The following is a 15,074-nucleotide window of genomic DNA, read 5'->3' as shown; positions in this document are numbered from 1 at the left end:
AATGTTGTAAACCGCCGCTTTAAGAACCATAAAACGCCGACTCAGGAAAATGAAACGTGGGTTCAGAAGCGTTGAGGTGTCGTCCCCGGGAATGGTAAGCAACCGGATATTCTCTATCTGACAATCGTTACCGTACCCGCTTTCACTTTTTTCTCTTTCATCGGAGTTTTTGGGTCAGCATATCCCAATGCCACACAGCCATACACCTTATGATTTTCGGGCACTCCCAATGAAGTAATGAACTCACGCACTTCGGGGTCATCGCAAGTCGTTCCGAGTTGGTTAATCCAACAAGAACCGATTCCCAAAGACTGGGCGGCAAGGAACATATTCTCTATCGCACAGGCACAGTCCATCCCTGCCCACCATTGGGCAGGCTCATTAGAGACAATGACTAAAGTCGGAGCATGATAATAGCAGCAATAAGTCTTACTATGACCACGTTCCTGCAAACGGGTATCCTCACTTTTTGCGAAAGCTCCTTTAATGCGTTCATTCAGTTCCGTCAATTTATCCATATTTTGAATAGCCGTGAAATGCCACGTCTCCAAATGCATCCCACTCGGAGCATAAGTTGCCGCTTCCAGAACCGTTTGCAAATCCTCTTCTGAAACTTGCTGATTCGTATATGCCCGTACACTACGACGTGCTTTGATGTTTTCTAAAATCTCATTTGTTTTCATACTATCCTATGTTTAGAACCTATCTCGTTTTAAGCTTATCCTATTTAAGCCTGCCTGTTCAAGGCCTATCTTTTAACCAGACCAATCTTTGCATTCAACTTGAAATAATAAACCCCGTTCTCCCTTTCCAGGAACCCGTATTTGTCCTTTTCCAAAGAACCTTTCTCCAAACGTGTATTCAGGAACAGAAAATCTTCCATAACCTGCTTTTCCGATTTATGATAACAGAGTACATCCCCGCTCCCATCTACCAAGAGAATACCTTCCACAGCCGAATCCAGTCCATTATAAATCTTCGCAGGACGCATGCCCAACGCCAATGCCATCAAGAACTGCTTCACCTTAAACTCATAGAACTTATGCTTGTTAATCAACTCATCCTTAATCTTCAACGGATTCACCTGTTTGATAATCTCCGTCAGCTCACTGATACGGGATATGCCATCCAAATGCATGATACGCACCATTTCCGCCAATACACGCGGGAAATGCAAGTCAATCATCAAGAGGTTGCTACGAAATACTTTATCGGCCACATCCGAATATTTGAGTACACCGCCCAAACGTTCAATCATCATCATCCGCTCGGACACTTCATTAGGAGATTCGGGCAAAGCATTAATCTTGTTCACCGTGGGAGTGGCAAATTTAATTCCACTCTGCTCCAGTTTCAGATTCGCCGCACGTCCACCGTCCAGCAACGGATTCATAGCACTCAACCGTGAACGGACATTAAAACCTCTCACCGGTGCTTCCGGATGCCAAAAGGCAACGGAGAAGTCTGTCCGGTCTTCCGTCTTCGCCTCCAAGTCAAAAATACCCGCTTCATCGAGAAATTCTTCCACTCCGTCCGGCGAAGTCACATCATTCTCCGAAGAAGACTTGACAGCTTGTAAGATCAGTCCGGCAACAATACCAAAATCTTCACGAGGCATGGATTTTACGCCTGTTGCTCCTTCAATGCGGATTGTCTCTTCTCCAATATAGTAACGACGCGTTCCGTCATGTTCTTCCCGTTGAATCATTGCAACAGGCCAGGACACTTCTCCCGCCTTCGCCTCTGCCGTACCTAGTACCACTTTCCCATCTGCTAACAAGCGGAAGAAAGTATAAAGTTCACACCATTCTTTTTTAGTTGCTTCAAATGCCATTATCTTGTTCTTCTTTATTTTACTAATTATGTTTTATAATTGAGTTATGCTTTTATTGACTGATAACCCGCGGTAGTTCCACAGACGAGACAAAAGGCGGAACCACATACATCACTTCCTCTAATGGCGGCAATTTTCCTACCTGTGCAAAGAGTGAATTGCGTATCCATTCCTTAGGGGTAACCACAATAAAACGTCCTGTCCAGCATCCGTCAAAATAAGAAGGATTGCCCGGCTGTTTCTTTATGGGATAACAGATATTTTCTCCTTTGCTCCGCATCTCCGGCGAACGACCGGGATCATTCACCCACACGTGTTTATCATCAATCCCACGAAGTACCATCCAATGTCCTCTCGCCCCAGGACGCAAGCCACGCACCGCACCTGTATATCTCACATTCACCAATACAGGAATACCACGGTCGATATAATCCTTTAATATCCGGTAATCTTTCTGCTGGAAATGCTCGGCACTTACCATATTTTCGTAATAACGGGCCAGTGAATCTATCTCAAAAGCATAATAACCACCCTGCCCTATCGAAGTACGCCGACGGAAAGGAGCATGCTTTTTCAGGAAGTAATTCCGTTGATATTCCACCAGTTTCTTTTCAGCATCCTGAGCCGACCGTTGTTTGTCAGTCGTCATCCCCTTGAAATAGTCGAATACCATTAATGAGGAAGCCAGGGAACAATGCGAATAAGGGCATCCCGTGATTTTCTGCGAATACCAGGGAACAGGAATATTATTGGGGGCTAACTTCAGAATCTCTTGAGCCTTCCGAGTTCCCTGAGTATTCCGGGCCTCCTGGGGTTTCCGAGCCTCCTGAATTTTCTGAGTCTCCTGTGCACAAACCCAGGTATTCCCCCATGCAGAAAAGCCCGAAAGCAGAATAAAAAATATGTAGTTTTTCTTTCTCATTCAATTTCAATCTAATCGACCGGTCTCAACAACAACGACTTTCAGCACATCAATTCTCTCCATTATCAATAATCCGTGCAGTCTCCACCTTTTCCAGTCGTGCTCGCAGTTTCGGCATCATCGAGCGGCGAATCCGCAACGTCATACTACAATCCATATCATACGACTGGTTGAGAATCTCAGGCTCCTCTTCTTTCACAATGCGCATCACATCATTCATAAAAGGATATTCGAACATGACCGTCACATCATCATCCACCGTTTTCTCTATAATCGTAGCGGCAGCGATAGCTTCGGCAGCGGCAGCTTTGTAAGCCACAATCAATCCGCTGGTACCCAGCTTGATTCCTCCGAAATAACGGACTACGACAATCAGAATATCCGTCAGTTCATTGGAGTTAATCTGCCCGAGAATAGGCTTGCCTGCCGTACCGGAAGGTTCCCCGTTGTCATTGGCACGAAAATCCTTGCGTGCCGCACCCAACATATAAGCATAACAGACATGCCGGGCATCATAATACTTCTTTTGATACGTTTCAAGATGTACCTTTATCTCGTCAATTGTACGCACAGGAAGTGCGATAGCAATGAACTTGCTTCGCTTTTCTGTATAAATACCTTCGGAAGGTTCAGTGATGGTTTTATAAGTATCTTCAGCAGTCATGGCACAAAGATACGGCTTTATTGAGAAAATTCAATCTATCATTTGGAAATATTAAGTGATGTTCGTTCATCAATATATGTTCGAATTGATGCAAACAAGCGGTCGTTTCAGTACAAATGAGCGATTGTTTTACTACAAACAAACGGTTATTCTATTATAAACGGACGGTCGAACTGCTACAATCGACTGTATGATTGTAACGGTTCGACCGCTTGATTTTATTAAATAAGACTTATGCTTTAATCCAACTTATGAATAACCAATCCTGAGCGGAGTTTAGGCTCGAACCAAGTGGTCTTGGGCGGCATGATATTACCGGTATCCGCAATATCCATCAATTGCTTCATAGACACAGGATAAAGTGCCAGAGCTACTTTCATTTCACCGCTATCCACACGTTTCTTGAGTTCGCCCAATCCACGGATACCGCCGACAAAGTCGATACGCTTATCCGAACGCAGGTCTTTTATCCCCAGGATTTCATCTAAAATCAGATTAGACGAAATGGTCACATCAAGTACACCGATAGGGTCATTATCATTGTATGTACCGGGTTTGGCAGTCAGGCTATACCACTTGTTACCGAGATAAAGAGAGAAGTTATGCAGACCGGACGGCTTGTATATATCCTCACCCTTTTCTTCTACGGCAAAGTTCTTTTCCAATGCAGCAATGAACTGCTCGGGAGTCAGTCCGTTGAGGTCTTTCACTACGCGGTTATAATCAATAATAGTCAGTTGGTTGGCAGGGAAGCAGACTGCCATAAAGTAATTATACTCCTCATCACCACGATGATTCGGATTCTGTTTGGCTTTCTCAGCCCCAACTAATGCAGCAGCGGCAGAACGGTGATGGCCGTCAGCGATATACAGTGCCGGCATCTTCGCAAATTCGGCAGTGATGGCCGCAATATCCTCGTCCTGGTCAACAATCCAGAACGTATGACCGAAGCCGTCGCCCGGAGCGATGAAGTCATAAACCGGCTTTCCGACCGTATATTTCTTGATGATAGCATCCAACCTCTCATTATCAGGATAAGCGAAGAAAACAGGCTCGATATTCGCATTGTTCACACGGACATGCTTCATTCGGTCTTCTTCCTTGTCGCGACGGGTAAGTTCATGCTTCTTGATAACTCCGTTCATATAATCGGGAACATAAGCACCGACAACCAGTCCGTACTGTGTCTTCCCATTCATAGTCTGGGCATAGATATAATAGTTTTCCTTCGCATCCTGCACCAGCCATCCTTTATCCTGAAACGCCTGGAAGTTCTCGGCAGCCTTGGCATACACCGGCTCGGCATGCTCGTCCGTGCCTGCGGGAAAATCTATCTCAGGTTTGATGATATGATAAAGAGACTTCTCGTTACCTTCCGCTTCAATGCGGGCTTCTTCAGAATTCAAGACATCGTAAGGACGGGAAGCAACCTGTTCCACCAAATCTTGCGGTGGACGAATGCCCTTGAAAGGTTTAATTATTGCCATGATATTAGTATTTAATATGTAAAAAATAAAAGCCACAGACTTATTGAAAATCTGTGGCTCAAATATACTACTATTTCTACGAATATTATTTATTCACGCGGAATTTTTCGCAACCGTCTTTCAAGAAACCAACGATTTGTTTGGCAGCGGCAATACCTGCATTGATATTTGCTTCAGCAGTCTGTGCACCCATCTTCTTCGGAGTTGAGAAATAGCGTCCTGCAAACTTCTCAGCAAATTCAGCGTTAGCGGCAGGCATGATGTCCGTGATATATTTGAAGTCGGCACGGTCTTCCATCAGCTTAATCAGTTCGGCTTCATTGATAACTTCCTTGCGGGCAGTGTTTACCAACATGGCACCCTTCGGCATATCTTTCAGCAGCGCATAATTGATAGAATTCTTAGTCTCGGCAGTAGCAGGAATATGCAGAGACACCACCTGGCAAGTCTTATACAACTCTTCTGCCGAATCAAGTGCTTTCACACCGTCTTTTTCGATTACTTCTTTCGGGCAGAATGCATCGTAAGCATACACTTCCATTCCAAAGCCTTTGGCAACACGGGCCACATTACGGCCAACGTTTCCGTAAGCGTGGATACCCAGCTTCTTGCCCATCAGTTCCGTACCGGAAGTTCCGTTATAGAAATTACGGACAGCATATACCATCATACCCAAAGCCAGTTCGGCAACCGCATTGGAGTTCTGTCCCGGAGTGTTCATCACACAAACATTGTGAGCAGTGGCAGCAGCCAAGTCTACGTTATCGTATCCTGCACCCGCACGAACCACAATCTTCAATTCCTTTGCAGCATCCAGCACTTCAGCATCAATAATATCACTACGGATAATGATAGCGTCGGCGTCTTTCACTGCATCCAGCAACTGAGCCTTATCTGTATATTTTTCGAGTAAAGCAAGCTCATATCCGGCTGCTTCTATTTCTTTACGAATACCGTCTACCGCAACTTTAGCAAACGGCTTTTCTGTAGCTACAAGTACTTTCATAATTCTTTCATTAATGAAGTTTTTCAAATTCCTGCATACAATCAATCAAAGCCTGTACGCTTTCTTTCGGCATAGCGTTGTAGCAAGATGCGCGGAAACCACCTACCGAACGGTGTCCCTTGATACCTACCATACCTCTTTCAGTAGCAAACTTCATGAAGTCAGCCTCGAGGTCTTTGTATTCGGGAGCCATAACGAAACAAATATTCATGCGTGAGCGGTCTTCCTTGGCAGCAGTACCTACGAACAATTTGTTGCGGTCGATTTCCGCATACAGCATATCAGCCTTTTCGATGGCACGGCGTTCCATTTCTTTCACACCACCCTGAGCTTTGATCCAACGAAGGTTCAACATGGCAGAATAGATAGGTAATACCGGCGGAGTATTGAACATTGAACCGCCATCAATGTGAGTCTGATAATTCAGCATTGACGGGATGTAACGTGACACCTTACCTACTGCATCATTCTTCACGATAACGAACGTAACGCCCGCAGGAGCCAGGTTTTTCTGAGCACCACCATAGATACAGATATATTTGGAAACGTCAATCGGACGTGAGAAAATATCAGAAGACATATCGGCAATCATCGGAACCGGAGACTCAAGGTCATGCTTCAATTCCGTACCATAAATCGTGTTATTGGTAGTGATATGGAAATAATCTGCATCTGTCGGGATTGTATAATCTTTGGGGATATAAGTATATGTAGCTTCGGCAGAAGAAGCGACTTCTACAACTTCACCAAACCCCTTAGCTTCTTTCATTGCTTTTTTTGCCCATACACCGGTATTCAGGTAAGCAGCCTTTTTTTCAAGGAAGTTATAGGGCACCATGCAGAACTCCATACTAGCACCACCACCCAGGAACAGTACCGAATAACCTTCGGGGATATTGAGTAATTCCTTGAATAATGCCACTGCTTCGTCAACCACAGGTTGGAAGTCTTTGGCACGGTGACTGATTTCCATAATAGAAAGACCAGAGCCGTTGAAATCTAAAATAGCCTTCGCTGTGTCTTCTATCACTTCACGCGGAAGAATGGAAGGTCCTGCATTGAAATTATGCTTTTTCATTTGAAGTTTGTTTTTGGTTTAACAATTTCGTTACTTTTGTCCTTTGACTTTGCGAATTTACGAATTTATTTCCGGTACACAAATCTTTCCTTATAAAAATACTGTTTTAAAGCAGATTTTCCTTTCTTTTTATTGGTTTATACAGGATATATACACCATATTGTTATCTACAGATAACAAGTAAGGAATAAAAGTCGAAAAACGAACAAAGCATGGGGAAGTTACTAATAAAGTGAAAGCAAAATGCAATAAAAACGTATATTTATTTAGCTTCTTCAATAATAGTCTTCATTCCTTTGATTTTTTCGCCTTGAATCAGGTTCAAGAGTTGCTTGACCTTCGCCCGGCGCACAGCAACAAAAGCATAATGTTCCTTCACGTCAATCGCCCCCACATCTTCACGGGTCAGATTCCCTTTCTTATACAGGAATCCGGCAATATCCATCCGGCTCAGTTTTTCCTTCTTTCCTTTACCTATATATATAGTAGCCCAAATTGACTTTGGCGGACGGGGGGGATTTTCAGGCAACGCAACCGTTTCCATATCTTCAGGAATATAAGCGGGTAGCTTTTCTTCCTCATGAAGAATCAGATAAGACGTTCCCGTAGCGTCCCAACGCGCCGTACGCCCGTTCCGGTGTGTAAAGGCTTCCTCATTCACCGGAAGGTGATAATGGATGATATGCCCAATCTCCGGAATATCCAGTCCACGGGCAGCCAAATCGGTAGAAATCAATACATGGCAACTGCCGTTACGGAACTTATACAACGCACGCTCACGGTCCGGCTGTTCCATGCCGCCATGAAAGCGTTCGGCAGACAGTTTCTTATCTGCCAATAGTTTCTGCACACGATCCACCGCATCCCGGTGATTACAAAAGACGATACTCGAGCTGCTTCCCAATGTGCAAAGCAGATTATACAAAGTATCAATCTTATCTTTCGCCGGAGAAAGCACTTTCATCAGCGTCAGACGGGATTCCTGTTCTTCGGAAGCGTCCGGCAGGAAATTCAGCCTGACTGTACGGTTCAGTCCTGTAAATTCGGGAATCTCTTCAGCATCCGTAGCCGAAAGCAACATACGCTTTTTCAGTCCCGGAAGCTGCGTGATAATCTCCGCCATTTCATCATGGAAACCGAACTCCAAAGACTTGTCAAATTCATCAATGATTAAAGTCTCAATGGTTTCGGGGTTGAAATTTCCCTTAGACAAATGGTCGGTAATACGTCCCGGAGTACCGATAATGATAGCGGGATGATTTCCTTGAATGCTCTTCTTTTCTTCCGCAATGGGGTGTCCGCCGTAGCAACAACAGGTTTTCCAGGAAGTCCCCATGGCTTTAAACACACTGTCGATCTGCAAAGCCAACTCACGCGAAGGAACCAGAATCAAGACCTGTACATTACCGTTGTCCGGCTTCAAGGTGAGTAATAAAGGCAACAGATAAGCCAGTGTCTTGCCCGACCCTGTCGGTGACAATAATATGACGTCTTTCTTTCCGGTAGCTTGTTCAAGTGACGCTTCCTGCATCGGATTCAGCTCTTCAATCTTCAAATTGCGGAGAGCCGACTGTATAATTTCATTTTTCTCTAACATGGTGACAAAGATAATAAAAGGAAGAGTATGAGGACGAATACGCAGTTAAACTTTAGCCATACCGGTCAAGATATAACGTCCTTTTAGATTATTCTCTCTCATATAAATGGTAACTTCCGCCCGGCAAGCCGATATTAAGGCATATCCGGTCAGTTCCGAACTCATAGCTTTGACAAACGTGTACTCCGTATCGTTGTGAATAAAAGATATACGATGGTATTCCATAACCTGTTTTATGTATTTAAATTCTATTGGGTAGTCAAATATACGAATATAATAGATACGTATAGCGAAAATAGGAAAATATCTTCATAACGGACGTAAAATAGCCGAATGGTATAGCGGAAAGACACACAGGGAAAGCACAAAAAAGAAGCGGGAAACCTGAAAAGCATATCAGCTTTTTCAAGTTTCCCGCTCTGTTTGTTATGTTATCTTTCCAGTCATTTCACTGACCGGGAGTTAACTTCCGACGAATTGAATTATCCGCCGAAGTTATCGAACATCAAATTCTGAGCCGGTACGCCAAGGTCGTCGAGCATCTTCTCAACGGCTTTCGACATCGGGCCGGGACCACACATGTAGTATTCGATATCTTCAGGAGCTTCGTGGTTCTTCAAGTAAGTTTCATAAATCACGTTGTGAACGAAGCCCGGAGTGTACTTCACACCTGCAGCATCGGCAGCAGGATCCGGACGGTCAAGCGCCAGATGGAATGTGAAGTTCGGGAAGTCCTTTTCGATTTGCAGGAAGTCTTCCAGATAGAATACCTCGTTCAGTGCACGGGCACCGTAGAAGTAAGACATCTTACGGTCGGTAATATGCAGCGTCTTCGTCAAGTGCATGATTTGTGCACGCAACGGAGCCATACCGGCACCACCGCCAATCCACATCATTTCCTTATTAGAATCCAAAATCGGGTGGAAATCTCCGTAGGGGCCGCTCATAATCACCTTGTCACCCGGTTTCAGAGTGAAGATATAAGAAGAAGCGATACCTGGCATTACATCCATAAATCCGGGACCTTGGTCTTTCGGTTTGAACGGTGGAGTAGCGATACGTACTGTCAGCATGATACGGTCACCTTCAGCAGGATAGTTGGCCATAGAGTAAGCACGGATGGTTTCCTCATCGTTCTTACATTTCAAGCCCATCAAGCCGAATTTCTCCCATGCAGGCAGGTACTCGTCGCCAATCAGGCTCTTGTCAATATCCTTGTCATAGTCCATTGAGAATTTAGGAATCTTAATCTGCGCATAAGAACCGGGGATAAAGTCCATGTGTTCGCCTTTAGGCAGAGCCACGATAAACTCCTTGATAAACGTAGCCACGTTCTTGTTGGAGATAACCTCACACTCCCACTCTTTCACGCCGAGTATAGACTCGTCAATCTTGATAGCCATGTCACTTTTCACTTTTACCTGGCAGCCCAGACGCCAGTGATCCTGCTGCTGTTTGCGGCTGAAGTGAGGAACCTCGGAAGGCAGGATTTCGCCGCCCCCTTCAAGCACCTGGCATTTGCACTGTCCGCAAGAACCCTTACCACCGCAAGCGGATGACAGGAATACTCCGTTTACAGACAGCGTATTCAGCAAAGTAGAACCGGAAGCCACTTCCAATTCCTTTTCGCCGTTGATTGTCAGTTTCACGTCACCTGACGGTACCAGGAAATTCTTGGCAACCAACAGGATGACAACAAGCAACAGAATAACCACAAGGAATACCCCAATGCTCGCTAATATTAAATTCATATCCATTGTCTTATTCCTTTCTTTTTAGATGTTCAAACCAGAGAAACACATAAATGCGATTGCCATCAGACCTACGATGATAAACGTGATACCCAAGCCCTTCAACGGAGCGGGCACGTCAGAGTAAGCCATTTTCTCACGGATAGCAGCCAAGCCGACGATAGCCAGCAACCAGCCGATACCGGAACCCAGCGCGTAAGAAAGCGCGTCCCAGATGTCACCGATATACTTCGGGTCGCTCGGACCGAGGTTGATACGTTGCTGCATAAACAGGGAAGCACCCATGATAGCACAGTTAACGGCAATCAACGGCAGGAAGATACCCAGTGAAGCGTACAGCGCCGGGCTGAAACGTTCTACCACCATCTCCACCAATTGCACGATACCGGCAATAACGGCAATGAAAAGAATAAAACTCAAGAAGCTGAGGTCGACGCCTTCAATGATAGCGTTGGCAGCCAGCACCTTGGTCTGCAACAGATAGTTGACCGGCAGCGTCACCAGCAACACGAAAGTTACGGCGATACCCAGTCCTACGGCAGTCTTCACATTCTTCGATACAGCCAGGTATGAGCACATACCCAAGAAGAATGCGAATATCATGTTGTCCACAAAGATAGAGCGGACGAATAAACTTAATAAATGTTCCATATCTTCAATTAAGAATTAAGAATGAAGAGTCCTTCATCTTTATTAATTACTTTCTTCTTGCAGTTCTTTGTGACGTGCACGTTGATACCAGATGATGCAAGCTACGATAATCAACGCCATCGGTGGCATCAGCATCAAGCCGTTGTTCACATATCCTATGTTCCGGAGAGGCTCATAGTTCAAGATATTGAAACCGAGCAGAGTTCCCGAACCAAGCAATTCGCGGAAAAAAGCCACGATTACCAAAATCTTGGCATAACCCAAACCATTACCAACACCGTCAAGGAAAGATTCCCAAGGACCGTTCTGCATGGCAAATGCTTCCAAACGTCCCATAAGAATACAGTTGGTAATAATCAAACCTACATATACAGAAAGCTGAACACTTACATCATAAGCAAACGCTTTCAGAACTTCACTCACGATAGTTACCAGTGCAGCTACCACAACCAACTGAACGATGATACGTATACGGTTAGGGATGGTCTTGCGCAGCAGTGAGATAACCACATTGGCAAACGCTGTAATGACCGTCACTGAAAGTCCCATCACGATAGCAGGCTCCAGTTTTGCGGTAACAGCAAGTGCAGAACAGATACCGAGCACCTGTACGGTCACCGGATTGTCTATTCCCAACGGAGCAGAGAATACTTCTTTATTCTTCTTTGAAAACAGTTGTCCCATATTCTTTTTCTTCTCCTTATTATTTAGTTAAAAAACTCATGTAACTACCCAAGCAAGCTTTCAGCATGGCATCCACACCTACAGAAGTGATTGTACCACCGGAAATGCCGTCCACCTGATATTCAGGATTCTCTACCTTGCCGTTCTTCACAACTCCCAAAGCGATAGAACCGTTCTCCAAAGTCTTCTTACCGACAAACTCATTCTGGAAATGATCGGTTGCGATTTCAGCACCCAGCCCCGGAGTCTCACTTGCATGAGAGAAGTAAGTGCCGTAAACGGTATCCTTGTCTTCGTTCAGAGCGACATATCCCCAGATAGCGCCCCAAAGACCGGCACCGTAAACAGGAACTACATATTTAGTCTGACCGTCCACTTCGCATACGAATACGTGAAGACGTTGTTGCTCTTTCGCTTCTTTCTCGTAGTTGGTAGCAAATTCGCCTGTGTTCTCAGTCAGCGTACCGTCTACGTTCATCAGCATATCGCCCTTTACATATTTCTTATATTCAGCATCCGCATCTTCTACGTTCTTGATGTTCAACGCAGCAAGAATCTGCTTTTTAGTATCCAACTGCACATTCTTGTCCTGTGTAGTTTTCAGCGAAGAACTAACGAATGCCAGCAGGAATGCTACGATAATAACCATTACCGAAGCATAAATGATAGTATAACTATTACTATTTGTATTCATTTTCATCCGGTATTTATTGGTTAGACTTGATAGCGCGTTTCTCGCGGCGGCTGATATTGCCCTGTACTACACAGTAGTCAATCAGCGGAGCGAAGATATTCATCAGCAGGATGGCGAGCATCATACCTTCAGGATAACCCGGGTTCAGTACGCGGATGACGATAGCCATCACACCAATCAGGAATCCGAAGATGTATTTACCCCTTTCCGTACGTGCGGAAGTGACAGGGTCGGTAGCCATGAATACGGCACCGAAGCAGAAACCACCGAGAACGAGGTGTTCATACCACGGCATATTAGCCATAGCGTTGCTTTCCATGCCGATTGAGTTGAATACCCAAGCCATGAACGCACCGCCGACAAATACGGAAATCATTGTCTTCCAGCTTGCGATGCCTGTCCACAAAAGGATAGCGGCACCAATCAGGATGGCAATCACACTTGTCTCACCGATAGAACCCGGAATAAGTCCCGTCACCATATCCATGCTGAATGCAGGAGCCGCGCCGGTCGTAGCAGCTTCTCCCAGCGGAGTGGCAACGGTCAGCCCGTCTACCGACTGTCCCAGCCCGAAGATGCTGTCGCCCGATACCCAAACGGCATCACCGGACATCTTGGTCGGATATGCGAAGAACAGGAATGCACGTGTAATCAACGCTACGTTGAATACGTTCATACCTGTACCACCGAATACTTCTTTAGCGAAGATTACAGAGAATGCAGTAGCTACGGCAAGAATCCACAGCGGACAGTCCACCGGAACAATCATCGGGATCAGGATACCCGAAACGAGAAATCCTTCCTGAATCTCTTCTTTCTTCCATTGGGCTACGACGAACTCGATGCCAAGACCTACTACATAAGATACGATAATTTTGGGCAGTACTGCCAGAAATCCGTAGACAAACATTTCGAAAAAGCTGCCTGCGGTACCCGTGTGGGTAAAATGCTGGTAACCTACATTGTACATACCGAACAGCAGTGCCGGTACTAACGAAATAACCACAATCGACATGATGCGTTTGCTGTCAATCGCGTCGTGTATATGCGTTCCCGTTTTCGCAGTCTTGCTGGGCACGAACAAGAATGTTTCGAAGCCGTCGAACACCGACTGGAATGCGTGGAATTTGCCGCCTTCTTCAAAGTTCGGCTTTATCTTATCGAGATAATTTCTTAACGCTTTCATTAATATATTTACTATTTTACGATTTACTATTTACGATTTGCCATGCGGGTAGATTATGCCATTTCCGAACGAAGCATGTCAAGTCCGGCACGGACGATGCGTTGCAGTTCCATCTTTGAAGAGCAGACAAACTCGCAGAGGGCGAAGTCTTCGGGAGCTACTTCATAGATGCCGAGCGCTTCCATGCGGTCGATGTCGCCGGCGATGATGGCTTTAATCAAAAATTCAGGCAAAATGTCCATTGGAAGCACTTTGTCGTACTCACCGGACATGATCATATGACGTTCGCCACCTTTGACACGTGCATCCAGTGTGTATTCCTTCTTTCCCATCAGCCAACTGAAATAGGAACGGTTGGTACTGAACTGGTTGAAACGCGGCATGATCCATCCGAGCATTTCGTGAATGTCGTCTCCTTCGGGGATAACGGTCAGTTGGCTGTGGAATGCGCCTAAGAATCCGTTCGGGGATACTTGCTTTCCTGTCAGCACGTTGCCGCTGATGTAGCGCAGGTCTTTGCCTGTCGTTACGTTGCCTGCGAATACGTTAGTCAGCAGTGCGCCTACCTGAAGTTTGCAGTAAGCGGGTTTCAACACTTCAGAACCTGTCACGGCTACAGTACGGGTGAAATCCACATGTCCCGTATTGAAAAGACGGCCGATGAAGATGACGGCTTGCGGATCAATTGTCCATACTGTCTCGCCTTTGGATATAGGGGCAAGGTGGTTGATCTGAACACCTACGTTACCTGCAGGGTTCGGTCCGTCGAATGCGGTGATTGTGACGTTCTTTGCCTGAGTCAATGCGGCAGCGTTCTGCTTCACGCTTATGTTCAGGTATGTTTTTGCCATTTTGGCAAGGGCATCAAGTCCTGTCTGGAAATTTGCTTCTTCACCTTTCAACGCGAATTGGAAGTCGGGTGCCAGCGGATTGCTGTCGAAAGCGGATACGAAAATGCCTTTTGGCGTCACTGTCGGGTCTGCGATGATGTCATAAGGACGTTGTCTGATAAACGCGAAAAGACCGGCTTCCAACAAAGCGGTTTTTACAGCTTCCGCATCCATCGACGCTACATTCTTCTTACCGAACTCTTCGTAGTCCTGCTCTGCAGCAGCTTCCACTACAATGTTCAAGACTTTACGACGGGCTCCACGCTCTACACTCGTCACTACGCCGCTCACGGGCGAAACAAATTTTACTTCAGGATGATACTTGTCAATAAACAAGGGTCCACCAGCCATCACATACTCCTGCTCTTTTACGACTACCTTCGGCGTCACTCCAGGAAAATCATCGGGTACGAGTGCGTAAAATCCCGGCTCTTTCACTGTCGTGTACGTCTCTGCAGCTGTACCTTTCAGGTTTATGTCAAGGCCTTTGCGTAACTTTATTACATTTGCCATGCTATAAATAAAATAATGGTTTCATAAATTTGCCGCAAAAGTAATAAATAATAATGTGATTAAAGAGGAAAAAAGAAAGGAATTACGGAAAAATATCCGTAATTCCTTTCGTGGTCG

Annotated in this window: 15 protein-coding genes; all 15 read right to left on the bottom strand. The window is 45.5% G+C overall.

All coding sequences use genetic code 11. From position 1 onward, the window contains the following. Window positions 1-113 precede the first annotated feature (113 nt). A complete protein-coding gene (locus ACGHVY_RS06470) occupies window positions 114-683 on the bottom strand; it encodes a nitroreductase family protein (RefSeq protein WP_390597926.1) in 570 nt (189 codons plus the stop codon). Window positions 684-748: 65 nt separating this feature from the next. Further along, window positions 749-1,834, bottom strand: a complete 1,086-nt coding sequence (locus ACGHVY_RS06465; protein WP_390597924.1) for an HpaII family restriction endonuclease — start codon at window positions 1,832-1,834, stop codon at window positions 749-751. Window positions 1,835-1,886: 52 nt separating this feature from the next. Then, complete coding sequence (locus ACGHVY_RS06460; RefSeq protein WP_390597922.1) at window positions 1,887-2,756, bottom strand: C39 family peptidase; 870 nt, start codon at window positions 2,754-2,756, stop codon at window positions 1,887-1,889. A 49-nt stretch (window positions 2,757-2,805) separates the two neighbouring features. Then, the gene (locus tag ACGHVY_RS06455; RefSeq protein WP_390597920.1) at window positions 2,806-3,420 is read right to left on the bottom strand and encodes an IMPACT family protein; all 615 of its coding nucleotides are present in this window, start codon (window positions 3,418-3,420) and stop codon (window positions 2,806-2,808) included. 239 nt (window positions 3,421-3,659) lie between these two features. Next, the gene (locus ACGHVY_RS06450) at window positions 3,660-4,907 is read right to left on the bottom strand and encodes a DUF1015 domain-containing protein (protein ID WP_390597918.1); all 1,248 of its coding nucleotides are present in this window, start codon (window positions 4,905-4,907) and stop codon (window positions 3,660-3,662) included. 85 nt (window positions 4,908-4,992) lie between these two features. Further along, on the bottom strand, window positions 4,993-5,913 hold the full coding sequence (locus ACGHVY_RS06445; protein WP_308747358.1) for an NAD(P)-dependent oxidoreductase: 921 nt from the start codon (window positions 5,911-5,913) through the stop codon (window positions 4,993-4,995). A 10-nt stretch (window positions 5,914-5,923) separates the two neighbouring features. Beyond that, entirely contained in the window at window positions 5,924-6,991 is a 1,068-nt protein-coding gene (serC, locus tag ACGHVY_RS06440; protein WP_390597915.1) for a 3-phosphoserine/phosphohydroxythreonine transaminase, read from the bottom strand. 262 nt (window positions 6,992-7,253) lie between these two features. Beyond that, a complete protein-coding gene (locus ACGHVY_RS06435; RefSeq protein WP_308747360.1) occupies window positions 7,254-8,588 on the bottom strand; it encodes a DEAD/DEAH box helicase in 1,335 nt (444 codons plus the stop codon). Between the two features lie 45 nt (window positions 8,589-8,633). Next, on the bottom strand, window positions 8,634-8,813 hold the full coding sequence (locus tag ACGHVY_RS06430) for a hypothetical protein (RefSeq protein ID WP_291595343.1): 180 nt from the start codon (window positions 8,811-8,813) through the stop codon (window positions 8,634-8,636). Window positions 8,814-9,070: 257 nt separating this feature from the next. Beyond that, window positions 9,071-10,345: an NADH:ubiquinone reductase (Na(+)-transporting) subunit F gene (gene nqrF / locus ACGHVY_RS06425; RefSeq protein WP_390597914.1), complete on the bottom strand. Its 1,275-nt coding sequence runs from the start codon at window positions 10,343-10,345 to the stop codon at window positions 9,071-9,073. An 18-nt stretch (window positions 10,346-10,363) separates the two neighbouring features. Then, window positions 10,364-10,990 carry an NADH:ubiquinone reductase (Na(+)-transporting) subunit E gene (gene nqrE, locus ACGHVY_RS06420; RefSeq protein WP_308744976.1) on the bottom strand — a complete coding sequence of 209 codons (627 nt, stop codon included), beginning with the start codon at window positions 10,988-10,990 and terminating at the stop codon, window positions 10,364-10,366. Window positions 10,991-11,032: 42 nt separating this feature from the next. Next, on the bottom strand, window positions 11,033-11,674 hold the full coding sequence (locus ACGHVY_RS06415; protein ID WP_308744975.1) for an NADH:ubiquinone reductase (Na(+)-transporting) subunit D: 642 nt from the start codon (window positions 11,672-11,674) through the stop codon (window positions 11,033-11,035). A 19-nt stretch (window positions 11,675-11,693) separates the two neighbouring features. After that, on the bottom strand, window positions 11,694-12,368 hold the full coding sequence (locus ACGHVY_RS06410) for a Na(+)-translocating NADH-quinone reductase subunit C (protein ID WP_308744974.1): 675 nt from the start codon (window positions 12,366-12,368) through the stop codon (window positions 11,694-11,696). 13 nt (window positions 12,369-12,381) lie between these two features. Beyond that, complete coding sequence (locus ACGHVY_RS06405; RefSeq protein WP_390597913.1) at window positions 12,382-13,554, bottom strand: NADH:ubiquinone reductase (Na(+)-transporting) subunit B; 1,173 nt, start codon at window positions 13,552-13,554, stop codon at window positions 12,382-12,384. Window positions 13,555-13,607: 53 nt separating this feature from the next. Beyond that, window positions 13,608-14,957, bottom strand: coding sequence for a Na(+)-translocating NADH-quinone reductase subunit A (locus tag ACGHVY_RS06400; RefSeq protein ID WP_308744972.1), 1,350 nt, complete (start codon window positions 14,955-14,957; stop codon window positions 13,608-13,610). Between the last annotated feature and the right edge of the window lie 117 nt (window positions 14,958-15,074).

Source organism: Bacteroides sp. f07 (genome assembly GCF_042854785.1).
Classification (GTDB): Bacteria; Bacteroidota; Bacteroidia; order Bacteroidales; family Bacteroidaceae; genus Bacteroides.
The sequence above is the reverse complement of the archived record's forward strand: the minus strand, read 5'-3'. Positions and strand labels throughout refer to the sequence as shown.